This window comes from Corallococcus sp. AB032C (assembly GCF_003668935.1).
Classification (GTDB): Bacteria; Myxococcota; Myxococcia; order Myxococcales; family Myxococcaceae; genus Corallococcus; species Corallococcus exiguus.
In genome coordinates, this window is record NZ_RAWP01000102.1 from 1 (window position 1) to 26,036 (window position 26,036).

Sequence of the window (26,036 nt, forward strand, 5' to 3'; positions counted from 1 at the left end):
CGGTGAAGAAGATGATGGGGGATGTTATTCATGGGCAGAGTGATCGCTGTAAGCACCAATAAAGGTGGAGTTTTAAAAACGAGCATTACTACAAATTTGGCCGGCGTGTATGCGCTCCAGGGAAATAAGGTGCTGATTGTCGATACGGACAATCAAGGCAATGCTGCGCTTTCTTTCGGCTTGAACCCGGACAGTTTCAATGCGAGCATCTATGACGTATTGGTCAACGATTTGCCACCGCAATATCCGATCCAGAACGTTCATGAGAACATCGATTTATTGCCGGCCAACGATGATATGGCTTTCTTTGAGTTTGACGTTTTAACCAATGTGGACCAATACCCGGAGCCGTTCATGCTGATGACGAAACACCTGGACCGGATCGTGAGCGATTATGACGTAATTCTCGTCGATACGCCGCCAAACCTTGGTCTCACCCAGGGAAACGTTCTATGTTTTGCAGACGAGATCCTCATCCCTTTCCAACCGGAAAGCTATAGCATGCGTTCGCTTGTGAAAATTTTGAATGCCATTGATGAATTCCGGCAAAGATATAATCCAGGACTGTCTGTGTTGGGAGTAGTGGCCACTTTAGTAGACAAACGGACCTACCTCCACAGTCGGATCATCCAGGAATGTCGCGCGTATTGCATAAACAATGGCATTCGTATGTTTGATACAATTATTCCTAGAACGGTTCGCTTTGCTTCCAGCGTTGCGACCGAAGGATTACCGGCGACGCTGACGGACAAAAATAACCCGTTAGTTTATTCTTATTTTGAATTAGCGAAGGAGATTGATGAGGATGTCTCGGAAACATAGACACATCGCGAGCTTTGGCGATGTCGCTAATATTAAAAAAGACGATATCATTCACCAAAACAATAACATTAATATTAATAAAAATGATAACACGATTGATAACGAAAATGAAAATGAAAATATTGATACTTTAGATGAGATTATTAATAACAATAAGAAGAAGGATAAAACTCATGTTTTGAAAGGGATTTATTTTGAACGCGAGGTGGCCGCCGCGATCGACCGGATCGCCCGAAACGGTGGAAAAGGCATCAAGAGCCAAATCGTGAACGAAGCCGTAAAAAAAGTATTCAAAGAGAAGGGATGGTTATAATGACGAACGGAGCCGCGATCGGATATGCAATCATGGCATTAAAGGAATTAGGATATTCCGAGGACGAGATTCGAAAGGTAGAAAGAAAAATGCTTTATTTCATGGATATGAAAACAGAAGAAGAAGCACACGAAGAATATGTTAAATTTTAAAAAAAGAGCGCTCGAAATGAGCGCTTGAATTTTGCATCGAGTAAGGCTACTACCCATAAAATCGAATTTCGATGCAACGTAGAGCGATTCTCTGCACGCCTTATTTTACCGTTATTCCCATACTTTCGTAAAACTCATCAATTTTCAGGCATATTTCATGCTGCCATTCCGTATCATTAGTCATGGACGCGATGAGCGAGAGGTTCTCCAACTCGGCCAATTTTTGGACCTTCCGAATATTCGCGTCCAGGCAAAGTTTGAACTCCGATGCTTCCTCCTTGGAAAGAGCGCCTTCTTTCAATTGCTTAAACCACAGTTCGGCCAAACGTTTGTGAACCACCCACACTTTTTTGTTCCCCCCTTTACTTCACAAGTTCCCGGATCAATAAACCTATATAGATATAACAACCAGCCATGATCGAAACGAGAATCCAAGCAATAACTTCCTTCACGATCGCTTTCATCCATCATCACCTCCATTGTTCCAGGTTCAGTAATGATGTTATGCGAAACGAGAACAAAATTGCCTAAAAACCCGAAAAAATTTATTCTAAACGCGACATAATCCAGTTGACATAAAACAGATTATAGGCATAACAAAAAACCCCAGGCGTAAAACCGTTTATACGCCAGGGATTTCGCGGATCGAGCATATGCATGGTTGCATTAAGCGAACACCAAAAAGAACTCCAATGGTCGCTTTTTGAATAAAAAAGCGATAATGAAAACGAGAATTCGGTACTTTCATTATAAAAAGTACAGGATAAGAAACAAAGTTCATTTATTATATGGTCCAAATTTTTTCTCAATTATTTTTTGTAGACATCGATAAAGGAGTCGAATCCTTTTGCTTTTAATTCTTTAACGCATTGCTCCGCGTTTTCTCGGTTTTCAAAGCTACCAGTAATGACGCGGTAAAATACTTTTCCTTTCGATGGTGATGAGGACTGCGGAGATGGTTGTTTATTCGGTTTCGCTTTCCAACCGTGAGCTTTTGCCAGCCCATGCGCGTGTGCCAGCGCGATTTTTCGGAGATTGTCATCCGATTTTAAGAATGCCGCATCGCTTGGATTGTCAATGAATCCGTTCTCGGTAAGCACCGCTGGCATATTTGTTTCGCGAAGCACTGCAAAATTTGCTTCTTTTTTACCACGATTGGCGAGATTGGTTTCTGAAACGATCGTATCATGCAAAACGTTTCTCAACGCTTGTGTTTTCGGTTTGTTTGGATAATTGCCGTTATAGATAAAAGACTCGAATCCTTTTCCACCGCCAGCGTTAATATGAATACTGCAGAAATGATCTGCATTTAAACGATTGGCAAAATTAGCCCGTTCAATTAAGCTAACAAAAACGTCTTTTTCGCGAGTGAGGTACACCTTCACGCCTTCGTACAATTCATGGATATAATCACGCGCATAGAGCGCGATTTTTAACGTCAAATCTTTCTCGCGTAGCCCATTCGCTACCGCGCCAGGATCATCACCGCCATGACCTGGGTCGAGGACTTGTACAAAATCAGCCATTGCAATCCCCCCATTTATTCATTAAGAGGACAACGGAATTGTTGTCCTCTGAATTTTACCAAGCGCCATAAACGCAAGTTTCGTTATACATCGTTCTACCAATCTCCATGTCAGTATCGCAGAAACCATTTTTAAGCCATTTGCACTCGCCGTTTGATTTTTTATAACCGTTAATAGAAAGGCGATAAGGGTAGTTTAAGCCTGCATGCGACTCCCCATCAGTATAAACAATATCGCCGGCATAAAGACGCGTGACGAATGTTGTACCTTCAAACACCCGGCAAGCACTGCGAACTTTAAAAACATAGCCTTGTACGGTTTCGCGACATGAGCCCCAACCATAATCGTAGCTTGTTCCAAACGCTAAATCAGCTCCATATTCACCTGTTGGAATCCAGCACTTTGTCCATCCTTTGGCGCTTGTATAAGCATAGTGAGGCGTTTTTTCTCCGGAATAACCATAAGTATCGACAAAAAGTTCTTTCGGATACAAATAGCCAAGCAATTGATTCGCGTCCATGCTATCCCAAATAGGGAATTTTTCCAGACTATCATTGATTAAAATTTGTGGTTGAGCCATAAATATAACCCCCTTAATTAATAAAAATATTAACATTAACGTTAATTTTCATATTTTTTTAACCGTTTGCACTATCGTTATTTTTATCATGGCTTCGATAAACACCAATGGCCGCTAGCAAGCCAAAGATGCCGGAAACAATGATTTCAAGCGCCCCTTCAATCTGCGACGGATCATCGACTTTGGCGATGTTCGCGATAACGAGCGCAATAATCGGTATGAAATAACCGATGATTTTCTTCCAATCTTTCATCTTAAATCCCTCCTTTCAGAACAAGGTAGATAAGAGCAAGCAAGAAACTCAATAACCAAGGAATAACTGCAGTAAGGACAGCGCTAATCCATATTTTCTTAAATTCCTGTTTTTCGCGTTTTTGTTCTTTGACAATAATTAATGATTCGTTTGCCTTTTCGAGCGCTTCTTCGGCCAATTTCAGAGCTTCGCGGCTTCGTTCGTCCGCTTCTCCAGCGATTGATGTTTTTTCTTCCAACCGGATAATCTTCTGTTCCAAACGTTCCAATGAACTAGACACTCCATTCAACGAATCATAGATTTCCCGAAGCGTAATCGTTACGCCGTTCCCATCCATTGTGGACATGCCCATGCCTCCTAACATTAATTATAATGTTAATTTTATTGTTAATAAACATATTAATTCTATTTTTAATTAGCTGGGAGATACGTGAACACGCGCGGATCTTCCTGCCCGACGGTCCACATGGCTACGCCTTTGCATCCATATTCAGAGATATATCGGAGCGTCCTAATAAAGCCTTCTAGGTCGCTGTTCCATGCAATCGAGAAACCGGACGAATCGCCAATATAGAAGTTTCGTAACCATACGCCAGCGTCCACCATTCGAATCCGGATCGTTTTATCGCCGCGCCAGGACGGAACCGTAGCGATTGGAAGGTTTTCGTAGTCATTGGAGATTTCGATTCCCAGGCCTTCGTCGGAATCGAAACCGGAATACACCAGGTAGCCCAATTCGTCATAGGAGTATGGCCGGCTTTCTTCCAGAGCGATATGCTCCACACCATCCACGATCGCCGATACTTTCTCCATTGGTTCGTACCGATCGTTTGTAGCAATTTGGATCCGGTAGCATTTCACGCGGCAACCACTCGCATATACACCGTGCGCTCCCTTGTTTGGCGGCGCCGGAAACGTTTGTGTACTCGGATAGTCGATGACTTCCGTGTTCCCGACCATGCACTTGATATGATTGCCGTACACTCGAACCTTGAATGTGTAGCGTTGTCCGAGCGTCAACGTGAGTGGAGCAGACGCTAACACTTGGCTGTTTCCGCCACTTTCATATTTGAGATAAAATCGTCCGGCTCGATGATCGGCAACAAATACGTACCCTCGCCCGATTTGTCCGGCTTGATCGGCGCAAAAGCGAATGCCGTACACAGCGTTTCTATCGTTCACGTCAGCGCGCAAATCCGCTTCGATATGAGCGTTCATCTCGTATTGGCGGTTGACGATCAATTGCATAGACTGTGCCCTTGTATCGGCGAATACGTGCGCTTCTTCGGTTTCGGTTGCCGCGATCGGCTTCCATACCCCATTTGAATAACCTCTAGCCACCGCCGGACCAACGCAACGCTTCAAATTAGGGTCCGGATTACTACCAGGTGGAACATAAGCAGGATCGACATGGAGATAATACCGAGTTTGAGCCAAGTCAGTAATACCACTATTGACATGAGGACCAAACATATCCTCCCATATGATGGCCGGACGAGGTGGCCGCCGCAATAATTCGCCGGTGATGGTCATTTGATCCGGAAAATCTGCTTCTACTTTAGAAACGATTCCATCCTGGACCGTTCCCCGTTTCATTGCCGGGTGGAGATTCACCGTATATTCCACTTCACCGCCGGACATTCCATGCTCGAAATTTTGGCAGACAATAAATCCTAGAATTTGCGCGTCGTCCGAGCAAACACCCACCTCAATGGTGTTAGAAGTTCCAAACGAGAATACGCCGCAGTCATAAAAGTGTTTAGACGGATTCACATAAAACGGATACCATTCCGGCTGATTCCCGATTTCACCAATAGTGAAACTTTGGCCATTTACCAAGATCGGGATGCGCGGATTGAGGTATGGAAAATAAACCGCTGCAATTAATCGATAATTCCCGGCGCTTGGCAACGTGAATGAATAAATGAGCTTCCCATCTTGGCCGGTTTCATCTTCGGCCGGTTCGCAAGTGTTCAAGTCCTCGTTATAGTTATACACCGCCGAATGAGCCGAATAACCGATAAACGTATAGCCAGGGAGCGTATCGCTCGGTGTCCAGGTCGTCCCTTGGCGCGTATTCCCGGATCGGCTCGATACATCAGTGATGATTTTTTGAATTCCGGTAAATTCGGCCCTTTGGTGCTTGGAATAGCTAGTGATGTAATCTTGACCATTATACGTAGACCGGAAAATGACATCGGTTCCATTGAACGATTCTATTAATTTCGCGAATTGTACTGCGAACCGATCGTAGACATGAAGGAACGTTTTCTCATATCCGGATTCCTCATCATGGAAACCAACATAAGGGATGAAGGATTGATCGTACCAAACAAACTCGCCGTTTTCGTTTGTTTGGCCAGCGTTATGCTTAAATAAACCATTTTGCCACATGAGCAACTGCCAATACCGGACCGCGTTCCCGGATCGCTTCTCATTCAATGGCCAACGGCGACCATATGCCGCATTCCCGATGAACACTTTCTCTGGTGGCAAAACATTTTTCACGTGTTCCAGGACCTGAATAAGCCACCATATCGGTGTCGATGGCCCAGGAGCCGAGTTATTATGCGAGAAATCGTATGACATGATTTGAAACTCATCGATGGCTTGGTTTCCGTTTGCATCAATGCCGCTGGCAACAGTACGATAATCGGTCCATTGATACCAATACGGCTCGAAATCGCCGGTCATCGCGTGAAGGTTAACGCGCAACTCCAGGCCGAGAGGGATACAAACTTCATTTTTTACCCGGACCAGGAGATCCCGGTACTTTTCCGCTTCTTGATATGAACGGCTTCGAGATGAGCTTTTTTCAAAGTCCATCTCAATCCCTTTGATGCGACCAGGGAAACGGTCCATGTATAGCTGCGCGATTTTCTTTAATTGCCGAATGAAGGTGTCCTGGCAATTATTCGCGTTATCGAGCATCGGTTCTACCCGGCTTTCACCAAAACAAACCATTTGTAGCGACCATTTGATATTTGGATAATGATCCACCAGGTAACGAAGGGAGTCTCTCATCCAATACCGGATAGCCGATTCATCCGATGTAAGCACCGGATATGACTCTCCGGCCTTGTAATGATAAATGGAGCCATCGGCCAACACGCCGAAATCATGTAGACCGAACGCGTAAAACTTTTGGTGATGCGCCAGGAACGCATACCAAAAATTTCGCTGATCGCCGCCCCAATTTTTCCAAGCGTCCGGGTCGATGATTTGCCATTGTCCTAGCGCGATTTCTCTCGCGTATTGTTTAAATTGAACGTTCGATGGTTCATTTAAAGACCAGGATAAGAATTTAATACTCATAGTTTCGACTTCCCTTCTTGCCATTGGATCAATTCGACGATTCCCCAATAACCGATGCCGGTGTCTTGCATTTTCCCATTCACCAGCTTATAAAATTCAATCCGTATTCGATTGGAACCATAAGGCAATCCCATGAACAATTGACGTTTAATTTTTAACGTTCCGTTCCCGACATTCAGTAACCGGCTGGCTCGGTTTGCCGGCTGCCCATTGATAGTGGCGATGTTTTGAGAAGCCCATAGTTTGATTTCACTACCAGCCGGGCCGCCTTCAAAAAAGAACTCGCGGCTATACCGTTTATTTAATGGGTGGTCCGGTTCATCTTCATACGTCAATTCCTCGCCGGAAACGAAATCGCCATAGTTCGTTGAGATTCGTAAAAGGTCGAAATCATTCTTCGCATACAAGGTGATATCCACCGCAGTCGTAACTAATTTTTGCGAGAAATCATCTTCGTAGATATTCGGAGCCACAATTGCTTCATGCCCTCGGCCGACGATGTTATAAAAGCGATTTTTCACACCAGAGAACACCCTCGGTTGATCGCCCAGGTACAAATCGCCGCCGACGGCTGTCTTGGTTTCGTCCAGCGTTCCATACTTTGGTGTAAAAAATTCGGCCGTATTTGGAATGGTGGCCGTCACTTGCTGCCCTTCTTGCAATTGGAGATCCGTTATACGAACCGTTCCTGCTTCGACGTTTTCCACGACGAATTCTATTTCGATGCTGGATACCTTTTTTCTTTGGAATTTCGATAACGTCGCTAAATAGCGCGTCCAGGATTCCTTGTTCATGTCTCATCACCCATCCAAGGACCAACGAGTCTCCGAAGGATGGCCAGCCCACATGGTCGCGATCGTTCCCCCTTGCAACATGATATCCGTAACATTGATTTGTCCGGATTGACAGTTTTTCATGACAAATTCAACTTCGATCGCCGCAACACCACGATCGGGATTTTTCACCTCGATCGCTTGATTTATGAGATTAAAATACATGATTACGCCTCCTCGGCTAGTGAAATCCAAATCGGTTCATCTTCTGTTCCATCCGTATATTTGATGCGGATATACACCCCGACTTTTCCGGTTCCAACTTGCAAGTTTTCGGTGGCCACACGCATGCTGATGGAATAAGAATCACGATGAGAAGGATAGACCGTTTGTTTCAATGATTTTTTTACTCCAGGCTGGGCCGTAGCCTTAAATGAAGCATTCCCACTATAACCATTCACCGGATCGATTTCCCATCCATCGTTTGTCCAATAATTAAACCCATCATCAGCCCTTGAGTTCATCAAATAGTTAAAAACGTGAAGGTTGAGCATTTCGCTCCGATCGACGGTATCCTCGGATTGCAAGAATGACGCGCTATCTTGGATACCGGTCAAGAGTTCGGTCAAACTTGGTTGTTTAGTTTCGAGCTGCAGTTCTGTATTCCAAGGCTCCTTCACGTTATACTTCCAGGACATGATACGCGTAGTTACATTGATTCCTAGCTCTTCATCAAAGACCAATACCTCGTCGCCCAGGAAAAATTCTTCGTGCGATAGCCCCGAAAGCGACGATAGATCGGATGCTTTCATAATGTACGAAGCGCGAGGACGCGCCAGGACTTTTAATGCGTCCTGTCCCTTTTCTTTGAGATAGTACGGATTCGTGAACCGTTCGTCTTTGATTACGCGAACCCGGACCTTGTTCGTATAGCTGAAATCTTCCAGGTACGGAACGCCATCATTTGCATCGGCGATGGACATGTTGTCTTTTCCGTACAGATAGATCCGCGTGACCAATTCCTCGGTGTCATAGATTGCTTCGATTTCTTCTAGGTTTTTCGAGTACACGATCGCCGCCCCGGATTTTCTTCCGACCGGTTCCGTAAAATCGACGGTCATGTTCGACGAGTTAAATTTCAATTCACCGCTGAATAAGCTAGGTAGTTCAGCGAGAGCTTCTAGCCGGTTGGTGATCCCTTCTTCCACTTCCAAGGTACGACGACGAGTGATGGTCACATTTCCGACGAACCATCCGGTGCCAGCAAGTAAATCTGCCATAATTTCCGCCGGTGTCGCTTCTTCCCACCGCGACTTTGTCACCGGCTCGGCGAATTGCAAATCATACCACAATGCCTCCGCGTATACTTCGATTTCCGCAGGGGATAGCCCGGACCGTTTGATAGAAACACGACGGATGATATACAGCCGATCCACCAATTGCACTAGATTTTCATTTTGGATATATTTCCGCTTTTTATCCTTCCAAGGCAATGTAAACGTGAGTTGGTCAATGCCGTTGACTTCTTGTTCCAAGATGATGTCATCCGCGTTTTCTAACACCGCGAGCCGCCGCCGGTTTTGGTCCAGGATAACCGGACGGGATAACGCCAGGCGATTATATAATGGCTTATATTCCGTCTCTTGGCTGTTATATTTCATTCGACCAAGCTGATTATAACGAACGCGCCCAAGCTGGTTATACTTGTTCATTCCACATCACCTACGGCTTTCTCCGGATCCAAGGAGAGCAGTAAAAATTCCGTTTCAGCAATTGAACGGTAACGCTTGATGCATACGCCGGCAAATTCGACCGATAAGTATAACCGGTTGAACGCAACGCGCATGCTGGATAATTTCCGGAGCCGTTATAAGTAGGAGTTCCAAAATCGCCAAGAGGGATCGCTTGATACGCATATAAACAGCGACCAAAATACACTCCGTTTTGATTGGAGCGAGCAAGCCAATACAGACCTGGTTCTAATTGAAGATCGCCGCTTTGAAACGGCAACTCAACCCACCCGGTCGCTGAAAGAGTGGTCGCTACGGTTTGCGCGATTAATGCCCCTGGTTTGCCGCCTTCGTTCGCATAAACACCCATCACCAGGCCACCGGTAGGATTGCTGTCTACTTGAACGGCCATTTGATCGTAAATCGTTGTTTCTGACACCGGGAAAGGGAAAAATTCGACGGTGTTTGTTGCGGCCAATATGTTTGTAGCATAAGACGGATTGACAACCGAGTAGGCCTTTGAGGTTTTCTGACCTGTAAAATCTACGTCGGTTACAAATTGGATTTTTGTTGCGCCCGATTGGTCCTTGACTTCTATTAAATCGCCTACGCCAGCGACCGAATGCGACCGGTATGTTCCAGGATAATGGAACATTGCGCTACCTCCGCCGGTTGGCCGATTTTGAAGATCGGTGATTTGTTGTTGCATTTGAGCCATATCCGCGAGAATTTGGTCCAACACCGAGGATCCAGCTATTACATAGGTGAAATCGGCCGTAATCACATCGGTAGACAATTGCTGCTGATGGAACACCACCACTCCATGTCCAGGAGAAATTGTGTATTCAGACGGGTCTACCGGCGCTCCATTTCGATAGATAACCGGCGAAGGATTATCAAGCCATCCCCGGATTGTTCCTTCATAAATGCGATAGCGCAATGACGGATCGTCCTGGTCGGTAACCGGAACCAATGTATGGCCGGTCACGTTTTGGATTTTCATGTTTAGGACTTCTTCGATTTTATTGACGGAATGCTGCAAACCGCTAATATGAGCCGATAAAATGTCTTCGCTTTTCAAATCGCTATATGGTGTTTTGGCCATACTTTCACCCCTTTATTTCCAACGGCTTCGCGCCGTTACTTTGAATTGAGTAACAGATGCACCGCCGCTGACGGAAATCGTTAATTGATTCGCACCAGGAACCAGGATCGGCATAATGATGGTATCAATATCGTGAATCGCCGATACTTGAGAGCCGTCGTTTTTGATGATGTACGCCGTAATCAACGCCGAATCCAATACAAGCGTTTCACCGGCCGATAGAATTCCGGTGAAATTGATGGTGGTATTGTCCGTTTGTAACGTAATTTTTCCGCCATTGTTGGTCCCTTTAATTTCAATCAATGGCTCGGAATTAGCCGTTCCTTTCCGATCCAGCACATAGGTTCCTGGACCCTTCCAGGACATCACATCATCTTCAAGCGCATACCAAAATGGATCCGGACAATAAAACTGCAGTTCGCCCTGGCCAGTTGTTGCGATTTCTTCTAAAGTCGATTCATCCTGCAAGATTCCGTTAATGAATTTGTCCGGTTCATCGGAGAAAATCATCGGCTTTGGTTCTTCAACATCTAAATAAACCGCCAACTGCCGGACCAACGCGCGATATTGAGTGTGGCCTTTTGCGTTGAGTGTCACACCCACCGGTATCACGACCGGACCGTGTCTTTTTTCAAAAAAGAAAGCACCAGGACGACCATAGATCTCCTTGGTGCTTAAGATTTGAGGTGGCAGGATTGGCCTGCCAATGCTGTTCACGATTAATAGATTGCTTAAATCATGACCGTTATAGTTTAGCATTTAGCCGCCCTCCTTTGGCGCGACTTAACGAGTTCCGTCTACGCCCCAATTCCGTATCCATATATGGAGCCGTTACACGCGCGATTTCTCGGCCATCCAGGACGACCGGAACGATAATCTCCAATGGTTGCATGCTTCCTTGGCCGCTGATCGCGTTGAGTTTTTCCGCGATCGCCTCTGCGAATGGTTGCATTGCTTGACCACGTAAAGGAATGATCGCCTCCGGTCCGGCTTCCCCAGCGCCGATTAATTTTGCTCCATCGATGATACCACCGGATGCGTACCAATCGACCGAAATCTTCGGAATCGATGGTGGATTCAATGAGAATTTACCGGTGATTTTAAAATGCGGTAACGGTGGGAGCGATGGCTTCGGAATTTTTAATTTCAGACCGCTGAAAAAGCCCTCGATTTTTTCTACGATGCCGCGAATCTTCTCTTTCGCCGTTTCGATCGGATTTATAATCGCGTTCTTTGCCGATTCAAAATTGCTCTTCGCAGAGGAAACAAGAGATTGGAATCTTGAAACCGCGCCATCTTTCAAACTTTGAATCTTATTAACCACCGACGATCTGATATTTTCCCAGGTGGAAGTGATACTACTCCATAGGCTTTGTACTTTAGAAACCACCGAGGATTTCAATGATTCCCACATTGAGGTCACACTGCTCCACAGGCTCTGAACCTTTGAAACGACCGACGATCTAATAGATTCCCACTTGGCGATCAAATTGCTGGCCAACTCCGCCGCTTTCGCCTTGACCGCATCCCAGGCTTGGGCAATATTATCTTTGACCGTATTCCAAATGGCTACCAGCTTCGGCTTGATGGTATCCCAGTTTTTCCATAGGTAGATACCAATGGCTACTGCCGCCGCAATCGCGGTGATTATCAGGCCTATTGGATTTGTTGCTAAAAACGTAAATGCCGTTCCGAGCGCACGAACGACAGTGATAACCCCTTTAAATACGCTCGTTAGCTTTAAGATTACCGGCAATGCCTGTCCAATGGCCCCGGCCATTATTCCGAAAATTACTAATAATGGACCGATGGCTGCCACCAATACACCGATGATCGCGATCACTTTCTGAACGGTTGGGCTTAAATTTTGGAACCAAGTCGAAACTTTTTGTATGGCCGCCGCAAGAATCGGTAATACCGCATTCGCCAAATCAATAAGCACCAGGCCTAATGGTTCCAAAGCCACTAACGTCTGCCGCCACAATTCTTGTAATTGTGTTCCGAAATTGTTCCGCATGGCTTCGCCGGCACGTTGAGTCGCCCCTTCGACTTGCCCTAATTGGTCCTTTGTGGTGGTCATTGATGTAATTACTTTTGCTTCGAGGTCTTCCCACTGTGTACCGAATAGAGCAACACCGATTTGATTCCGTTTGACCGGGTCTTCCATGGCTGCCAACGCCGCGATGGTAGCATTAAAGGCCGCTTTTCCTCTTTCACCACCGGCCGCTATGTCATTGGCCATTTTTGTAGCATCCAAACCGAGCGCGCGAAACGCCTCTGCGGTCGTTTTACTTCCATCTTTCGCGCGAATATTAAACTCTTTTACCGCATCCCCGACTTTGTCGAGGTTGAAAGCCCCGGCTTGCGCGCCGGAAATAAGGATATTCATCATATCCCTAGCGCTATGACCCATCGTCGCGAATTGTGGCGCGTATTCCCACATGGTATCGAGCAAGTCACCAGCGTAATCGCCGCCTTTTTGGAATCCGACCGTTAAGAGATCGAGTGCTTCTTGAGCCGAAATGCCAAAGTTTTTCATTAAGACGTTTGCCATTTTGGTGGATTCGTTAATGTCAACACCAAAGGCATCACGAATAATAAATGCTTGTTCCGATACTGCTTGTAGTTGATCCGTAGGCAGGTTTTGAAGGTTACGAGCCACCTTCGCAACGCCCTCGGCTGCGTCGGCGCTACTTTCCCCGAACGCTTTTAAATATAATTCCTTGGCGATCGAGGTTAATTGTTTTGCTCTTTCGCCGGTAGCACCAAGTGACGCTTGAATTCTCCCTTGCGCCGCTTGCCAATCGGCCGCTGACTTGATAGCAATTCCACCCATAACGGCCATCGGAACGGATAAACTCTGTGTCAATTGCTCCCCGGATGTTCGCATCCGTTCATTCAAGCTAGCCAGAGAGTTTTGAACGTCCTTAATTCCTTTTTCAAAGTTTGATATTTTCGCGCCGATTTCAACAAAAAACTCGGATACTTTAGGCATGCTTTCTCACCTGCCTTGTAACAGGAATGGCATCCGGTCCCATCAAACGAACAGCGCGCTCGAATCGTCGGCGCCGTTCTTCAAGCGAAACATTGTCTTTTTCCCGATCGCGACGACGATACAGATCGGAACTCTTAAGATTCCGCTTTTTGTAATGCGGTTTTGCGAGAATCGCTGTGAAATGCGCCAACAATTCGCCGAGTTCATCTTTGCGCCACCAATATCCATCAACCATCCACTTAATCTCTTTTAGTGTGCTGTTCCAAAATTCTTCGGGCTTGATTCCAACTTTAAGAGCGCTCGCATAGAGATCTTCCCAATCGATACGAGCGCTCTTATTTAGTTTTTTTCGATCCCTTGCCGACGCGTTTCCCGGTTTGGTTTGTTTTCCGATTGAGGGAACGCCGATTCTAATGCCGTTGCTGCCTTTTCGATTACTGCTTCAAAGCCAAGTTCATCGATGAGATCGCCTACTTCTTTTTGAGTGATGTCGTATGTTCCATCGCCGTTATCGAATTGATGGAGCAATCCAGCCCACACAATGGTACGAATCGCTTTAAAACCAAGTCCGCCGCGTTCAAAACGAACAAGAATCTCCGGTAACGTTAGACCGATAGCATCTTCAAGTTCCACCAACGCGTTTGTTGTATAACGCAATGAATAATCACCGTTTAATTTGACAATGCCTTTTGCTTTATTCGCCATTTCATATCCCCCCTTTAGTGTTTGGAAATAAAAAAGGTACCCATCAATGGGTACCTATCGCATTAAGGAGTTATAGGAGTCCAAGGTTCATCTAATTGAAATTCGACCGAAACCGTCGATGCATCATTATCCGGCCATTCTTTCGAGATTGTCGAAACGAGCGCTGTCGCTTCTTCGATATCGGTTCCATTTTCTGTCCGACGTAAAACGACAGACTCTTTATTTTTCATCGCATCTTCAAGCGCTTTAAATGCCGCATCGTTTGGAACATAAAGCGCTTCGAGGGAAACCGTATCATCTTGTTTCCCATAAATCCATTTTGTGTGGTCCGAATCTTTGGAGCTTGCTTCGATCAAGTTCCGCGTTGATTCAGTCGAAAGGTTGGTTTGTTCCGCAACCGGTGTCCAGTTTGGAGTGACATCATCGCCAAGGTTCACCAACACCAACACCGCCGCACCATCGATACCTTTAGAACGAGCCATCATTCTACACCTCCATTATTCTGAAACGGAATCGAGTGATTCCTTGTCTTGCTCTTCCATCGGGAGATTCAATGGTTTCCTCTATTTCGAGCCTTGCTAGCATTACCGCGAAGTTCTCCCCAACATCGATCGGTTCCCGGCTGATCGCGTCAAAAATCAACGGGTGGATTTTCAACAGAATTTCTTCATCGCCGGGATAATCCGACCAGGTGTGAATGGTGATTGTCACTTCTTGACCGGCCGAGGTTTTGGAATCCCAGGGAAAGCCGGTCATTTCCCCCAGGACGATATAGGGAAAACGCGCGTGTTTATCCACATAGTCATACACACCACTAACAACGGATTGAATCGCTGGATCTTCGCTTAAACGTTTATACACCGCCGATTTGACAAGGCCTAGCGTTGAAACGAGCTTTTTATTCATCATAGCGTTTTATACAACTCCTCAATTCTTTTGAGGAAATCTTCTCTTTCCGCTTCGAATGCAGGGAAAAGGAATGGCTGTGGTTTGGCCCCTCGGAAATTGATCCACCATTCGCCGGTTTTCGGATGCTTAAAGGACCAAGGTGTCTTTCTACCAGGAATGTCCGGATGTTGCGCGTAAATACCCGTTCCCCATTCTTGATAGGCCGCATAAGGCAATCGCGAACCGACACGCGCCGCCATTCCATTCTGAAACTTTTCGATAACAATCGAAGCACGAAGCGCCCCATCATCCACCGGAGCGCGTTTTTTTGCGCCGCGTTGAATGTCGATCGCTTTCTGATTCACAAGCTCTGCGGTTTCTTTTTTCTTCTTTTTGGCCAGGATTTCAAAACGCTCGATGGTTTTATCCAGGCCCTTCATTTGTACGTTAAGTCTAGGCTTGACCATCACACCACCTCCGAGCATTCGATGGTCAACATCGTTTTTATTTCATCCGGGTACACATTCACGATTTCAAAAATGCGCCCATCGTAAACAATCCGGTGGTGGACCGTAATACCAGGACGATAGCGCATTTCAATCTCATGGGTGATGCCGCCTTTCACCTGCATGGCTTCGTATCGTCTTTCCCCTTTTATTGGCTTTACGTTCGTCCAGGCAGAAAAAAGATCGCTCCATTCCTCCCGGCCGCCACCCATCGAATCATTCACCCTAGTAGATTCCTGAACCGTTACACGATGCCGCAGTTTACCAATCTTCATCAGTGCATTCCTCCGGTTGGCCAAAATCGCCATCAAACGGATAAACACGCAGATGTTGAATCATCGAAAAATCCGGTGGTGGAACTTGGCCGCGATTTTCGTATAATTGGGCCATTCGGTTAAGCACCCACAGCTTCACTTCATCCGGCGCTTCATTTTCGATGACATTTCCCGTTTCATCAGTGGTAGAAAAATCGGTATTTAGAAAACGCTCCGCTTCATTACTCGCCGTCTTTTTCAGATTTTGAATCAGAGCGTCCTCTAGATCGTTTTCCACCCGAAGAAACAGTTTCATTTCCTCCAGCGTCATCGTTATTTTTAGACTCATTCTCGTCCACCTCTTCCACCAGGCCGGATTCAATCCATGATTTCACATATTTATCCGCGACTTTTAATTCCTCGGAATCGTATTCTTGCCCAGGAGTTAGAACTTCGCTGCCAATAATCAATGCCGCTTTCGCTTTGAATTTCAACGTTAATCACCTCCCAAAAAGAAAAGGGAACGGAAAAATCCGTCCCCATTTCATTATGCTGATGGAACTTTCAAGATGACCAAAGCATCTGGACGGATGACACCGCCACCGACGCGACGTTTGTAACGGAAGCCGACCAAACCTTGCTCGATGAATTTCTCCTCAAGACGTTTGATTGATCCGCCGTTCCGGTTAAGGATACGATAACCTTGATAGAAATCACCGAATACAGCTACTTTGGCCTCCGTTCCAGTCGCCCGGAGTGTTGGGATATCATCCTGCGTATAAATTGGATAACCGTTAAATGTTGCCGGCTTACCAGCAATGAGCGATGGCTGCCATAAATATTGTTGATTTCCGTCTTTTAGCAAGCGAAGCGCCAATTCAGTCTGCGAGTTAACGACATATGCCCCATTTCGGCGATATTGCGCTTTGACTTGGTATGGCAACTTAATGAAATCATCAGCATTAACAGCGCCAACTTGTCCAGCATTGAATGTTGGAACCGCAGAGTTGAGAATTCCCTCCGGTTGGCCGTTTGCATGACCGGTACCAACAAACATCGCCGTATCCTCTGCTTCCGCAAATGCGCGAGCATACGAATCAGAGAGATATGCTTCTAGGTTTTGATCCGAATCTTCGAGTTCGTCTTCACCGATCGTAGTCCAGCCGAATACATCTTCTACGTAGATGTATTCCTCATCCGGAACAAGATCGGATTCGCCCTCTGCCCATTGAGCGCCGATACCAGTCTCTAATTTACCCCACACAACTTTAACTTCGTTCAACGAACGGCGACGTTGACGGTTGGATGTTGTAGTGCGCACTTGGGCTAATTGACGAGCGATCGTAATTTTTGGCAATTCACGAACGATCTCGTTATCGAGCGCTTCCGGTACCAAGATTTCACCAGCCGAATCCTGAACAAGCGCCTTTCTTTCTTCCGGAGTCATGCCGGATTTGCCTTCACGAATGAATTTAAAGAAGGCGGCCTTTTGCTCCGGTGTCATTTGGTTTTGTTTGCTTTTGCCATTTTCGCCGCCAGGCATAAACGGACGATTCGCTTTTGTTTCAAGTTCGTCGATACGAGATTTCAACTCGTCCATTTTTTCGTTAAGTTTAGTAACCAAGTTCTTTGTTTCTTGTGTTGCATCCCCCAGCTTTTCTTTTTCTTCATGGAACGCATCACGCGCTTTTTTGAATTCTTCAAAGACATTGCCTAATTGCTCTTGTAATTGTTTTAAATCCATAGTGATCCCCTTTCTGTTTTTTGGTTTTGATATCATGCGGCTTTTCTTCCCCAGGAGTGGTCCAATAAACCGGCTCCGTTTAGGACAGAAAAGTGCAAGAAAAAAACGCCCTTATAGGCGTTGAAAACTCAATTTATCTTGGTTAGTTTTTAATGTGGCACCAATCCATTTTTACTAAAATTTAATTTGTTTAATATCTTGAATCATTTTCAAGACTTCCTGCGCGTGTTTTTCTTCTTCGGCCCCTTGGCCTTGTTTTTGGTTATTTTCGCTTTCATCCGCCGCATCCAGGAGCGCCTGCAAAGCCTGAATCGCTTGTTCCACCAACGCGCGGTTTTTCCCGCTTAATACTTTCCCAGCTTTAAGTTCTTGATTGAAACGATAGAGCATCGACATCAACCGGCTGTCGTTTTTGGCCGCTGTGATAACAGCTTGGTCATTGGCCGCGAATGTCACCGGCGAAAATTCATAGAGCTTTACCTCTTTAATGTGACGGATGCCTTTCTCGTTGTCCCATTCGTCTTTTACGGTAGAGAAACCGATGGACAATACATCAATCACGCCATCCTTGATAAGCGTCATGGCGCGTTTTCCTTCTTCGGTTTGCGATATTTTCGCTTTTACAAACAGGCCATGATTGTCTTCTTCGAGATAAATCGCTTTCCCGATCGGTGTCCAAGGATCGTGTTGCCATAAAACCTTCACCTTATGGCCGCGTTCCAGGATTGTTTTCTTGAAGGCCCCTTTTTCCACGACATCGCCGTAGGAGTCCACGTTTCCGAATACCGATGCATAGCCCTCAAATGTATTGTCGTCTGTTGATTTCACCTCGAAGCTAAACGACTTGACTTCTAGTTCATTCATCCGGATCACCCCCCATTTGCAACGCGATTTTTAAAACTACATACCAGGCCAACGGGTACTGATACCATCGGAGAGGAATATATTCTCGGATGAGCTTCCAAGCAAACTTCACCCGAAACGCTCGCGACATTTTCAAACGAAAAACCGGTGGATTTTTCTTTGCATCCACCCACTCGATCTTTAATCCTTTCGGTAATTCCATGTTTTCATCCCCTTATACGGTATGGTAAACCTCGGTGCATCGGCATTGGATAACCTCTTCAGCCGGACCGCTTGGATCGCCAGGATACATCAATTTGTGGCCGCCGACTTCGTATGGTTCATCGATTCCCCGGCGCTGGCCATCGGCTTTTTTATGCGATTTTCGCGTTCGCTTGTCCGCCGTAGCCACCCATTCCTTCTCCAATTGAAGCCCGGTCTGTTTTGCTGCATACCGGCTTCCGGCGTTCGATGCGCTGATGACCTCGGTGCGAGCAATGACCATCGATCGGTTCGGAATGATTTGTTCAAGATAGAGCGCTTCAATTTGATCGCGAATTTCCGGAACCGTTAACTGTTCCTCGAACCCTTTGCTAATAATTTCTTTAACCATATTTTTAGTGTTATCGTTAATATTAACAATTTTGTTAGCAACGGTAGACGAAATGAATTCTTGGACCGCCTTATCAAAGACATCAAATTCATCCTCTACATCGTCTTTTTTCTCCATTCCTTGGGATGATTTCACCCCTTTGAGGTAGTTATAAACTTCCTTACCGAAAGCATCCATCACCGCGATATATGTCGCCGTTAGCGATTTCCCCCATTCTCCAGCGTTCTCGTCGAGGTATTTTTCTACCTCATGCACGCCGCCTTCATCGAATGCTTTTAAAACGCCGTTTTTTTCCCTTTCAAATTGTTTTTTGAATTGTCGAGCGACCGAGTTATAAAAGCCGATTCGCTTCCGGTCGAACGACCGCCAATATTGCTTTTTTTGTATAGGAGTTTGCAAATTCAGCCCTGATTTTAGCTCCAGGTTTTTCGCTTCGCCCTCATCTTCCGCTTCATCCGGTGGCTCTTCGTCGTTATTTTGGCCATTCGACGGCTGATCGGGAGCGAGCAACGAAGCATAATCCGGCGCATCCGGGCCTTCAAGTAAGACATTCATCGGTACATAACGGACATCGCCGCCTTCGATGTTTTCAAAACCGAGTTCATAACGGCCCTCGTTGATAGAGAGCAATCCCTTATCGACCGCGTTTAATACGCGATCCCACATTTCAGCCCGATCCTCTTGAAGCGCATCGATGGCATCCAGGTTCACATCCAGGACGAGATTATCACCGAATTTCTTCACCAGCGTACTGTTCAAGCGATCGCGGATTTTATACAAGATCGGAATAACGGTGTCTTGATAGAACGCTTTCCGAGCTTCCTGGTAGTTTGAATACGTCGCATGCTCCATGTCGCCGACGATTTCCGGTGGAACACCGAATGCTGCGCAGATTTCCAAACGGCTCATCTTTTTCAATTCGATAAAATCCATGTCTTTAGGAGATAAACTCATTTCCTTCCAATCCAGGCCGCCTTCCAGGAGCATCGGTTTCCCGGCATTTTTAGGACTCATGTAATGCTCGCGAATTTGTTGTTTTAACCGCTTGTATTGTTCATCGCCGAGCGTCGAATCCGTTACCAATGCACCCGATGGCCGCGCACCATTTTGTAATAACGATGCGTTCCAGTTATTCGCAAAGTTATCGCTGTCAATTCTACGAGCCGCCACTTGGATAGGCGATAAACCGTAGAAATCATCGAGCGCAGAAAAAAACTTAAAGTGCGTGATTTGATCCGCCGGAAATTGCTGTTTTAAGGAATCGTCGATCCTGTATTCATAACCACCAATGAGATCGACAGGATGAGGGATAATTCTCACCCGATCGGGCCGCAGTGCCCATAATTCCTTCGGTGGCCCGGCTTTTGGACCGGCATGCTGCAAATATGCATTGCCAGACAATAACTGAAAGGCAATGAGATGCTCTATCAAATCCTGCCTGGACATAAACGGATTCGGATTATTTAAAAGATCGATCAAGGCATGTTGTGTGATTTCCTTCCGGTCACCGTTCCGCCGCGTTTGAAACAAGAGCCAAGGAACACTCGCGCCGGCATGCGCAATGGCCATAATACATCGATACACCCATATGTTTTTTTCAAATCCCTCTTTTGCTAAATTCTCGTAGTTAACCGGCGTCCAAATTGGTTCACCAAGAAACCAGGCCGCTATTAAACGGTTTACCTCTGATGCTTTTCTTTGAAAGAAACGAGGGATAAAACTACGCCAGTGAATCCCCATTTTCTCACCACCTTTATAGCGAGCGAATGCTCGGTCGCGGTTTGTTATTAAATCGGTTTATAGCTTGTGTGAATGCGTCAACTTGGTCGTCGTTCGCACCGTTAGGGAACGAAGCGCATTCCTCGACGAAATCATGCACCCAAGGAGCAATCTCCGGCGCTGGCAAGTAGATGTTGCCGGCTTCCGCGTCTGCCGATGCCGATGCCGCCCTTGCTACTTTTCCACCGTCCGGATTCACCGGGATAATACCAGGGATTTCATTCCGCAATGTTTGAATAACGGCCGTACCGTTCGCCTTATCCTCAATCAACTTCGCGTAGGCAGAAGGATAACGAGCCGATAGATTACGGATTGCTTGGATTGTCGTCGGAAAATCCATTTGCCCCCGAACCTGGTCGATTAAATATTTGTTTGCGCCGATTCTTCCCCACACTTGGCCAACAACATAGTCGCTGTCTTTATTATCTTTGAACGCACAGTCCCAGGATTGAATGACCTCATCAAACCGAGCCGGCAACGCGCGGTAATATTTCCACCATGACCGTTTGAACATAGAACCCTCGGCAGGCGATGGCCGCTGTTGGTATAAGGCCGACCAAGTACGAGAGCCGACGGACCGCTTCGTTTCTTCGGCCCATTTTTCATCGAATCCGTACTCTGCCCATAACGCCTCGCCGATCTTACGGCCCAATGGATCATCTTCTGATTCACAGACCGCCGGCAACGACAGGACCGTCCATTTGTCCGGTTCGTGTTTTAGGAGCCGGCCAGCCAGGTCATCTTCATGCCATCTTGTGAGAATTAAAATAACCCGGCCGCCAGGCTGCAACCGAGTCGATAGTGTGTCCTTCCATTCAGACCAAAGCATCTCGCGATAGGTTTCCGAATCGGCCTCTTTCCGGTTTTTGATCGGGTCGTCGATGATTAAGAGGTCCGCGCCCTGCCCGGTGATACCACCGCCGATACCGACGGAAATCATACCACCACGATGGCCTTCTATATCCCAATTGGTAACCGAGTTATTATCGCGAGCGAGCGTAATGCCGAATAATTCCTCGCCGAATTCCGCGATTTTATTCCGGTTCGCTTTTCCGAATTTCCGCGCCAGGGAGTCACCGTAGGATACCTCGATCACCCGGCGCTCCGGATTTCGGCCAATAAACCAGGACGGAAAGGTTTCCGTAACGGTCATAGATTTAGAATGGCGAGGTGGCATGAAAATCATGAGCCGTCGAATTTCGCCGCGTTCGACTTTTTCGAGATATTGGCATACCAAATCAGAATGGCGCGAAGGGATATACCGGCCATGATGGACGTATTCAAGATAAACCGAATAATCCTCGCGAGCGAGCGCCTTTTCAATCTCATCAAGATTGTTCATCAGACCGTTTAAGAGCATTTCTTCGTCGGAGCAATTGTTTTGCAAGTTCTTTCGCTTCTTCATCGTTGAGGATTTCGTTTGTGATTTCGTGAGTGATCGAGATGTCGTACTCTTCACGTTTTACCACCTGCCCCGAGTGATGGAGATCGGCCGACAATCTCTCCTTTCTTCCCCATCTGTCTGGAAATTTCCGTTCAAGCCGCCAGGCCGCTGCCTTCCAATCCGTGGTCGCCGCATTTGCGATAAGCATCACGTCCCGAACTTCCGATTCCGCGAGCGCTTTTTCAACCGCATCGTGAAAATCTTTATAAATGCCGCTTTTGGCGCGCGCTCCTTTCCGGAGCCAACGGAAAAAGGTATCCTTCGAGATACCAGCATAGGCCGCCGCTGTTTCCATGTAGTTGCCGGCCCGGATCGCATCAATAATTTTCTTTTGAAGTTCCGGTGTTAGCTTGGTAGGTCTACCCGCCATCTTCATCACCACACAAAAAACCGACCGGAATACCGATCGGTTGTATTTTTGTTTGCTTTCAAATTCGAACCGCCTTCTGACCGGTGAATTCCTCAAATCGACGAAGGATTACATCGCAATATATTGGATCGAACTCCATCGTGAAGCAAGTACGCCCGGTTTGTTCGCACGCGATCAACGTAGAGCCGGAACCGCCAAACGGATCCAGCACCAATTCTCCAGGCTTGCTGGAGTTTTGAATTGCTCGCGCGCAAAGAGCGATCGGCTTCATGGTCGGATGGTCCGCGTTTTTCTTCGGCTTTTCGATGCGCCAGGTCGTACTATCCGAATCATCGCCGGAAAAGACAATCTCGTAGCTTGGTACTTTCACCATAACGGACTTAATGCCGTTAGAGAAGGACAAAACGAAATGATCGCATTCCTTTTGGATCACCAAGTCCACATCTTCCTCGACGACGGTGTCCTGTTTCCGGCCGCCATACCAGGCATGAGCCGCGCCAGGCTTCCATCCATAGAGAATCGGTTCATGCTTCCAATGGTAGTCCTGCCGGCCAAGGACAAGGCTGTTTTTTACCCATATCAAGCATTGCTTCATGAGGAACCCGGCATCTTTAAACGCTTTTCTGAAATTCAGGCCTTCCGAATCCGCATGGCACACATAGATCGGACCACCCTCTTTCAGCGCCGTATACATGGCAACAAAGGCATCATAGAGGAACTGATAAAAAGCCGAATCTTCCATGTTGTCGTTTTTGATTTTCTTTCCATTGCTGCCTTCGTAATCGACGTTATACGGTGGATCGGTAAAAATCATATCGGCTTGTTTGCCGCCCATGAGCCGTAGGACATCATCAATGTTGGTCGAATCACCACACATAAGCCGATGGCGACCAAGCAACCACACATCGCCAGGCTTGGTGATCGGTTCCTCGACTTCTTCGGCCGCTTTATCCGGGTCGAAATTGTCTTCTTTGACCTCGGTTTCTTCTTCGACATAGAACTGTGTCATGAGGTCCTCAATTTCTTCTTCATCGAAACCGGTGATTGTTATATCGAACGCACCGGTATCGAGTTCTTCGAGCAATTCTTTGAGTTTAAAATTATCCCAATCGCCCTCAATTTTATTAAGAGCGACATTTAGTGCTTTCTCTTTTTCCGGATCCAGGTCAACCACCGAAACCGGCACTTCGGACCATCCCAGGTCTTGAAGAACCTTCAATCGCTGATGGCCACCAACCACATATCCGGTCCGTTCGTTAAACACAATCGGCTCCACCAGGCCGAATTCTTGAATGGACCGTTTCAGCTTTTCATAATCCGGATCGCCAGGCTGAAGGTCCAAGCGCGGATTGTACGGCGCTGGCTTCAAATCGGTAATTTTTTTATTTTCAACACGAAGATTCATGGCAACATTAACACCTCTATTAACAATAAAAATAACATTAACATTAACATAAAAATAAAACCCACCCGAAAAATTCCGGGTGGTAACTCCATTGATGGGGTAGGTGTTGCCTACTAGCATAATAACATTTTATAGAATTAAAAAAATGCAAGAAAACTGCAAAAAAACTGCAAGAAAACTGCAAAGGCAAGAAAAAGAGAGCCGATCGCTCTCATTTTAGCAACTGCAAGACACCGTTCAGACTGATCGTGAGCTTTTGAAGGACCTCGTTTCTCACATTGAAAACAGAGCGCTCCGAGTACCCAAGGACATCGGCCGCGTATTTCATCGATTTACCATCGAAATAGCGAATTCCAACGAATTTCTTCTCTTCCTCGTTCAACGATTCCAGCGACTGCTCGATGCAATTCACGATTAATTCATATTCCTGGATTTTTTCGTAAATGTCGAGCGCGCGTTTCGATTCAATCCGATCGATCGCGTACTTTTCCGTGGTGGATCGAATCGAGAAGGTACCGGTTGTCCCTTCCACGATTTCATAGTTTGCGACGCATCCTGGCATAATGTAATCGAGTTGTTTTTTGAGATTGACGATCCCGGATTTGTAATACCGATAATGCCGTAGGAGCCGCTCTACCTCCAGGAACCGCCGATCGCTGCGTGTTTTCTTTTTCGCTTTGGTTTTCATACCGGTCACCTTCCCCTTTCGATTTTTTAAAGCATATGACGATATTTGATGTTCATCTGCGCGTATTGCTCCATGAGTTTGGCACGCGCCACTGTATGGAACCGGTTCATGAACCGTTCCTGGCGCTTCGGACCGAAACCAAACTCTTTATGGAGCGTCTCCAGCGCGATTTGCTCCCAAAGCGCAAGAGCATCGTCGATTTCGCGTTTGCATTGTCCAAGTGTGATTCTTATCCGTTTAGCCATAGAGCAACACCTCACCGTAAGAATTTAGGATTGTATGGTTTGAATTTGTTTTCTCCAGGCTTGCAGACTTCAAGCGATTGAACCATGTCGGGAGAACAACCAACTCGCCGCAGATTGGCGATGACTTCCTCCTTGCTTTTGGCCCACATGGTATAGCCCTTTTCTTTGCCAAATTCGAAGTATTTCACGCGCACGAACATGAATATCCGCCTCCGATACGTATTCGTCCCGGATAATTTCGCGTTGCCATTTCAGCTGTTCCATGTTATCATCCCCTTATTTTGGGTATTACTTCGCCACCAAATCGTGTGCAGTCATAACCGCAACGAGTCGCGCATTTTTTGAATAACGGACAATACCACCAACAACACATAAGAGCGTCCTCTTCTTTCATCCATTCCGGCCGGTCGTCGTGAATAGATACAAACACATGCATATCATTTCTCCAGGCATTTCAGATAATCGATCGGGATTCCCCGGCTCGATTTCACCAGGTCGCAATGCTCCACAAACCATTCATAAGGGATCGACTTCCGGCCGCCTTGTTTTGATTGTTCCCACCATTTCTCTGCATCCGAAAAACGAAGGAGATACACTTCATGCTTCTTTGCGAATTCCACCAGGAAAAAGGTGATCGCTCCCTGGTCACGCCAGGATTTCAAAAAAGCCATTTGATGTTCCTCGATGTTATCAAGAGGGAAACGGGTACGTTCCCTCGTCGATTTCGCATCGAAGGCAATCATGCGACCATGAGCAATCCCAATGAAGTCCACCATTCCCTTTTTTTCCGGGAACGCGCTGATGATGCGCTTTCCTTGCCGAATCACCTTCCAAGGAGTTGGTACTTTTTCAATGTGAGCAATCCCCTTCATCCTGTAACAGCGATTCGTGTATTCGACTAAATGCTCGAATGTCATGCCGCGATTTGCTGGACTGATGGCCACAATACCACCTCGATAACATTAAAATTATTGTTAACATTAACATT

30 protein-coding genes are annotated in these 26,036 nt (G+C 46.4%); 2 read left to right on the forward strand and 28 right to left on the reverse strand.

The genetic code is table 11. From position 1 onward, the window contains the following. Window positions 1-30 precede the first annotated feature (30 nt). Both D7X99_RS33015 and D7X99_RS42475 read left to right on the forward strand, forming a co-directional pair. Entirely contained in the window at window positions 31-822 is a 792-nt protein-coding gene (locus D7X99_RS33015; protein WP_121781249.1) for a ParA family protein, read from the forward strand. After that, window positions 806-1,135, forward strand: coding sequence for a hypothetical protein (locus tag D7X99_RS42475; protein ID WP_147476326.1), 330 nt, complete (start codon window positions 806-808; stop codon window positions 1,133-1,135). The genes D7X99_RS33015 and D7X99_RS42475 overlap by 17 nt, the downstream gene beginning before the upstream one ends. Window positions 1,136-2,096: 961 nt before the next feature. On the opposite strand, the gene D7X99_RS33025 is transcribed toward D7X99_RS42475, so the two are convergent. The 28 genes from D7X99_RS33025 to recU all read right to left on the reverse strand — a co-directional run bounded on the left by D7X99_RS33025 (window position 2,097) and on the right by recU (window position 25,992). Next, entirely contained in the window at window positions 2,097-2,813 is a 717-nt protein-coding gene (locus tag D7X99_RS33025) for an N-acetylmuramoyl-L-alanine amidase (RefSeq protein ID WP_121781220.1), read from the reverse strand. 55 nt (window positions 2,814-2,868) lie between these two features. Continuing rightward, complete coding sequence (locus D7X99_RS42480; RefSeq protein WP_147476327.1) at window positions 2,869-3,393, reverse strand: hypothetical protein; 525 nt, start codon at window positions 3,391-3,393, stop codon at window positions 2,869-2,871. A gap of 58 nt (window positions 3,394-3,451) precedes the next feature. After that, window positions 3,452-3,646: a hypothetical protein gene (locus D7X99_RS33030; RefSeq protein ID WP_121781221.1), complete on the reverse strand. Its 195-nt coding sequence runs from the start codon at window positions 3,644-3,646 to the stop codon at window positions 3,452-3,454. Between the two features lies 1 nt (window position 3,647). Continuing rightward, a complete protein-coding gene (locus D7X99_RS33035; RefSeq protein WP_121781222.1) occupies window positions 3,648-3,998 on the reverse strand; it encodes a hypothetical protein in 351 nt (116 codons plus the stop codon). 59 nt (window positions 3,999-4,057) lie between these two features. Then, window positions 4,058-6,961: a glycosyl hydrolase family 18 protein gene (locus D7X99_RS33040; RefSeq protein ID WP_121781250.1), complete on the reverse strand. Its 2,904-nt coding sequence runs from the start codon at window positions 6,959-6,961 to the stop codon at window positions 4,058-4,060. Further along, window positions 6,958-7,755 (reverse strand): hypothetical protein, encoded by a 798-nt coding sequence (locus D7X99_RS33045; RefSeq protein WP_121781223.1) that lies wholly within the window; start codon window positions 7,753-7,755, stop codon window positions 6,958-6,960. Before D7X99_RS33045 ends, D7X99_RS33040 begins: the two co-directional genes overlap by 4 nt. 6 nt (window positions 7,756-7,761) lie before the next feature. Beyond that, entirely contained in the window at window positions 7,762-7,959 is a 198-nt protein-coding gene (locus D7X99_RS33050; RefSeq protein WP_121781224.1) for a hypothetical protein, read from the reverse strand. A 2-nt stretch (window positions 7,960-7,961) separates the two neighbouring features. Further along, complete coding sequence (locus tag D7X99_RS33055; RefSeq protein WP_121781225.1) at window positions 7,962-9,446, reverse strand: phage tail spike protein; 1,485 nt, start codon at window positions 9,444-9,446, stop codon at window positions 7,962-7,964. A gap of 10 nt (window positions 9,447-9,456) precedes the next feature. Next, window positions 9,457-10,569: a hypothetical protein gene (locus tag D7X99_RS42485; RefSeq protein WP_147476328.1), complete on the reverse strand. Its 1,113-nt coding sequence runs from the start codon at window positions 10,567-10,569 to the stop codon at window positions 9,457-9,459. A 12-nt stretch (window positions 10,570-10,581) separates the two neighbouring features. After that, window positions 10,582-11,286: a distal tail protein Dit gene (locus D7X99_RS33060; protein ID WP_158627108.1), complete on the reverse strand. Its 705-nt coding sequence runs from the start codon at window positions 11,284-11,286 to the stop codon at window positions 10,582-10,584. Between the two features lie 28 nt (window positions 11,287-11,314). Then, a complete protein-coding gene (locus tag D7X99_RS33065; RefSeq protein ID WP_121781251.1) occupies window positions 11,315-13,564 on the reverse strand; it encodes a phage tail tape measure protein in 2,250 nt (749 codons plus the stop codon). Next, window positions 13,557-13,799 carry a hypothetical protein gene (locus D7X99_RS42490; RefSeq protein WP_147476329.1) on the reverse strand — a complete coding sequence of 81 codons (243 nt, stop codon included), beginning with the start codon at window positions 13,797-13,799 and terminating at the stop codon, window positions 13,557-13,559. Before D7X99_RS42490 ends, D7X99_RS33065 begins: the two co-directional genes overlap by 8 nt. A 104-nt stretch (window positions 13,800-13,903) precedes the next feature. Further along, the gene (locus D7X99_RS33070) at window positions 13,904-14,269 is read right to left on the reverse strand and encodes a GTA-gp10 family protein (protein WP_121781227.1); all 366 of its coding nucleotides are present in this window, start codon (window positions 14,267-14,269) and stop codon (window positions 13,904-13,906) included. Window positions 14,270-14,331: 62 nt separating this feature from the next. Next, a complete protein-coding gene (locus D7X99_RS33075) occupies window positions 14,332-14,754 on the reverse strand; it encodes a phage tail tube protein (protein WP_121781228.1) in 423 nt (140 codons plus the stop codon). Between the two features lies 1 nt (window position 14,755). Continuing rightward, window positions 14,756-15,178: a DUF3168 domain-containing protein gene (locus D7X99_RS33080; RefSeq protein ID WP_121781229.1), complete on the reverse strand. Its 423-nt coding sequence runs from the start codon at window positions 15,176-15,178 to the stop codon at window positions 14,756-14,758. Next, window positions 15,175-15,624 carry an HK97-gp10 family putative phage morphogenesis protein gene (locus D7X99_RS33085; RefSeq protein WP_233613897.1) on the reverse strand — a complete coding sequence of 150 codons (450 nt, stop codon included), beginning with the start codon at window positions 15,622-15,624 and terminating at the stop codon, window positions 15,175-15,177. Before D7X99_RS33085 ends, D7X99_RS33080 begins: the two co-directional genes overlap by 4 nt. Next, window positions 15,624-15,938: a phage head closure protein gene (locus tag D7X99_RS33090; protein WP_158627110.1), complete on the reverse strand. Its 315-nt coding sequence runs from the start codon at window positions 15,936-15,938 to the stop codon at window positions 15,624-15,626. Before D7X99_RS33090 ends, D7X99_RS33085 begins: the two co-directional genes overlap by 1 nt. Beyond that, on the reverse strand, window positions 15,925-16,248 hold the full coding sequence (locus D7X99_RS33095; protein ID WP_158627111.1) for a head-tail connector protein: 324 nt from the start codon (window positions 16,246-16,248) through the stop codon (window positions 15,925-15,927). The genes D7X99_RS33090 and D7X99_RS33095 overlap by 14 nt, the downstream gene beginning before the upstream one ends. A 216-nt stretch (window positions 16,249-16,464) precedes the next feature. Then, window positions 16,465-17,697, reverse strand: coding sequence for a phage major capsid protein (locus D7X99_RS33100; RefSeq protein ID WP_121781252.1), 1,233 nt, complete (start codon window positions 17,695-17,697; stop codon window positions 16,465-16,467). 138 nt (window positions 17,698-17,835) lie between these two features. Further along, entirely contained in the window at window positions 17,836-18,525 is a 690-nt protein-coding gene (locus tag D7X99_RS33105; protein WP_121781233.1) for an HK97 family phage prohead protease, read from the reverse strand. Further along, window positions 18,518-18,727 (reverse strand): hypothetical protein, encoded by a 210-nt coding sequence (locus D7X99_RS42495; protein ID WP_147476332.1) that lies wholly within the window; start codon window positions 18,725-18,727, stop codon window positions 18,518-18,520. The genes D7X99_RS33105 and D7X99_RS42495 overlap by 8 nt, the downstream gene beginning before the upstream one ends. 12 nt (window positions 18,728-18,739) lie before the next feature. Further along, window positions 18,740-20,857, reverse strand: a complete 2,118-nt coding sequence (locus tag D7X99_RS42500) for a phage portal protein (protein ID WP_147476333.1) — start codon at window positions 20,855-20,857, stop codon at window positions 18,740-18,742. A gap of 13 nt (window positions 20,858-20,870) precedes the next feature. Next, window positions 20,871-22,301 (reverse strand): phage terminase large subunit, encoded by a 1,431-nt coding sequence (terL, locus tag D7X99_RS33115; RefSeq protein ID WP_199756394.1) that lies wholly within the window; start codon window positions 22,299-22,301, stop codon window positions 20,871-20,873. Beyond that, window positions 22,225-22,719, reverse strand: coding sequence for a hypothetical protein (locus D7X99_RS33120; protein WP_199756395.1), 495 nt, complete (start codon window positions 22,717-22,719; stop codon window positions 22,225-22,227). The genes terL and D7X99_RS33120 overlap by 77 nt, the downstream gene beginning before the upstream one ends. Window positions 22,720-22,768: 49 nt before the next feature. Next, on the reverse strand, window positions 22,769-24,115 hold the full coding sequence (locus D7X99_RS33125) for a site-specific DNA-methyltransferase (protein WP_121781235.1): 1,347 nt from the start codon (window positions 24,113-24,115) through the stop codon (window positions 22,769-22,771). A gap of 211 nt (window positions 24,116-24,326) precedes the next feature. Beyond that, on the reverse strand, window positions 24,327-24,803 hold the full coding sequence (locus tag D7X99_RS33130; RefSeq protein ID WP_121781236.1) for a sigma-70 family RNA polymerase sigma factor: 477 nt from the start codon (window positions 24,801-24,803) through the stop codon (window positions 24,327-24,329). Window positions 24,804-25,059: 256 nt separating this feature from the next. Continuing rightward, window positions 25,060-25,248, reverse strand: a complete 189-nt coding sequence (locus D7X99_RS33135; RefSeq protein WP_121781237.1) for a hypothetical protein — start codon at window positions 25,246-25,248, stop codon at window positions 25,060-25,062. 237 nt (window positions 25,249-25,485) lie between these two features. Continuing rightward, the gene (gene recU / locus D7X99_RS33140) at window positions 25,486-25,992 is read right to left on the reverse strand and encodes a Holliday junction resolvase RecU (protein WP_121781238.1); all 507 of its coding nucleotides are present in this window, start codon (window positions 25,990-25,992) and stop codon (window positions 25,486-25,488) included. Window positions 25,993-26,036 lie beyond the last annotated feature (44 nt).

Bases quoted from the DNA above. Each gene is read 5' to 3' on its own strand.
- D7X99_RS42475 (WP_147476326.1), top strand. From the start codon at position 806: ATGTCTCGGAAACATAGACACATCGCGAGCTTTGGCGATGTCGCTAAT.
- D7X99_RS33090 (WP_158627110.1), bottom strand. From the start codon at position 15,938: ATGAAGATTGGTAAACTGCGGCATCGTGTAACGGTTCAGGAATCTACT.
- D7X99_RS33015 (WP_121781249.1), top strand. From the start codon at position 31: ATGGGCAGAGTGATCGCTGTAAGCACCAATAAAGGTGGAGTTTTAAAA.
- terL (WP_199756394.1), bottom strand. From the start codon at position 22,301: ATGAAGAAGCGAAAGAACTTGCAAAACAATTGCTCCGACGAAGAAATG.
- D7X99_RS42480 (WP_147476327.1), bottom strand. From the start codon at position 3,393: ATGGCTCAACCACAAATTTTAATCAATGATAGTCTGGAAAAATTCCCT.
- D7X99_RS33055 (WP_121781225.1), bottom strand. From the start codon at position 9,446: ATGAACAAGTATAACCAGCTTGGGCGCGTTCGTTATAATCAGCTTGGT.
- D7X99_RS33030 (WP_121781221.1), bottom strand. From the start codon at position 3,646: ATGAAAGATTGGAAGAAAATCATCGGTTATTTCATACCGATTATTGCG.
- D7X99_RS42490 (WP_147476329.1), bottom strand. From the start codon at position 13,799: ATGGTTGATGGATATTGGTGGCGCAAAGATGAACTCGGCGAATTGTTG.
- D7X99_RS33085 (WP_233613897.1), bottom strand. From the start codon at position 15,624: ATGGTCAAGCCTAGACTTAACGTACAAATGAAGGGCCTGGATAAAACC.
- D7X99_RS33045 (WP_121781223.1), bottom strand. From the start codon at position 7,755: ATGAACAAGGAATCCTGGACGCGCTATTTAGCGACGTTATCGAAATTC.
- D7X99_RS33105 (WP_121781233.1), bottom strand. From the start codon at position 18,525: ATGAATGAACTAGAAGTCAAGTCGTTTAGCTTCGAGGTGAAATCAACA.
- D7X99_RS33050 (WP_121781224.1), bottom strand. From the start codon at position 7,959: ATGTATTTTAATCTCATAAATCAAGCGATCGAGGTGAAAAATCCCGAT.
- D7X99_RS42485 (WP_147476328.1), bottom strand. From the start codon at position 10,569: ATGGCCAAAACACCATATAGCGATTTGAAAAGCGAAGACATTTTATCG.
- D7X99_RS33025 (WP_121781220.1), bottom strand. From the start codon at position 2,813: ATGGCTGATTTTGTACAAGTCCTCGACCCAGGTCATGGCGGTGATGAT.
- D7X99_RS33095 (WP_158627111.1), bottom strand. From the start codon at position 16,248: ATGACGCTGGAGGAAATGAAACTGTTTCTTCGGGTGGAAAACGATCTA.
- D7X99_RS42495 (WP_147476332.1), bottom strand. From the start codon at position 18,727: ATGGAATTACCGAAAGGATTAAAGATCGAGTGGGTGGATGCAAAGAAA.
- D7X99_RS33065 (WP_121781251.1), bottom strand. From the start codon at position 13,564: ATGCCTAAAGTATCCGAGTTTTTTGTTGAAATCGGCGCGAAAATATCA.
- D7X99_RS33125 (WP_121781235.1), bottom strand. From the start codon at position 24,115: ATGAATCTTCGTGTTGAAAATAAAAAAATTACCGATTTGAAGCCAGCG.
- D7X99_RS33080 (WP_121781229.1), bottom strand. From the start codon at position 15,178: ATGATGAATAAAAAGCTCGTTTCAACGCTAGGCCTTGTCAAATCGGCG.
- D7X99_RS33075 (WP_121781228.1), bottom strand. From the start codon at position 14,754: ATGATGGCTCGTTCTAAAGGTATCGATGGTGCGGCGGTGTTGGTGTTG.
- D7X99_RS33035 (WP_121781222.1), bottom strand. From the start codon at position 3,998: ATGGGCATGTCCACAATGGATGGGAACGGCGTAACGATTACGCTTCGG.
- D7X99_RS33040 (WP_121781250.1), bottom strand. From the start codon at position 6,961: ATGAGTATTAAATTCTTATCCTGGTCTTTAAATGAACCATCGAACGTT.
- D7X99_RS42500 (WP_147476333.1), bottom strand. From the start codon at position 20,857: ATGGGGATTCACTGGCGTAGTTTTATCCCTCGTTTCTTTCAAAGAAAA.
- D7X99_RS33130 (WP_121781236.1), bottom strand. From the start codon at position 24,803: ATGAAAACCAAAGCGAAAAAGAAAACACGCAGCGATCGGCGGTTCCTG.
- D7X99_RS33070 (WP_121781227.1), bottom strand. From the start codon at position 14,269: ATGGCGAATAAAGCAAAAGGCATTGTCAAATTAAACGGTGATTATTCA.
- D7X99_RS33100 (WP_121781252.1), bottom strand. From the start codon at position 17,697: ATGATATCAAAACCAAAAAACAGAAAGGGGATCACTATGGATTTAAAA.
- D7X99_RS33135 (WP_121781237.1), bottom strand. From the start codon at position 25,248: ATGTTCGTGCGCGTGAAATACTTCGAATTTGGCAAAGAAAAGGGCTAT.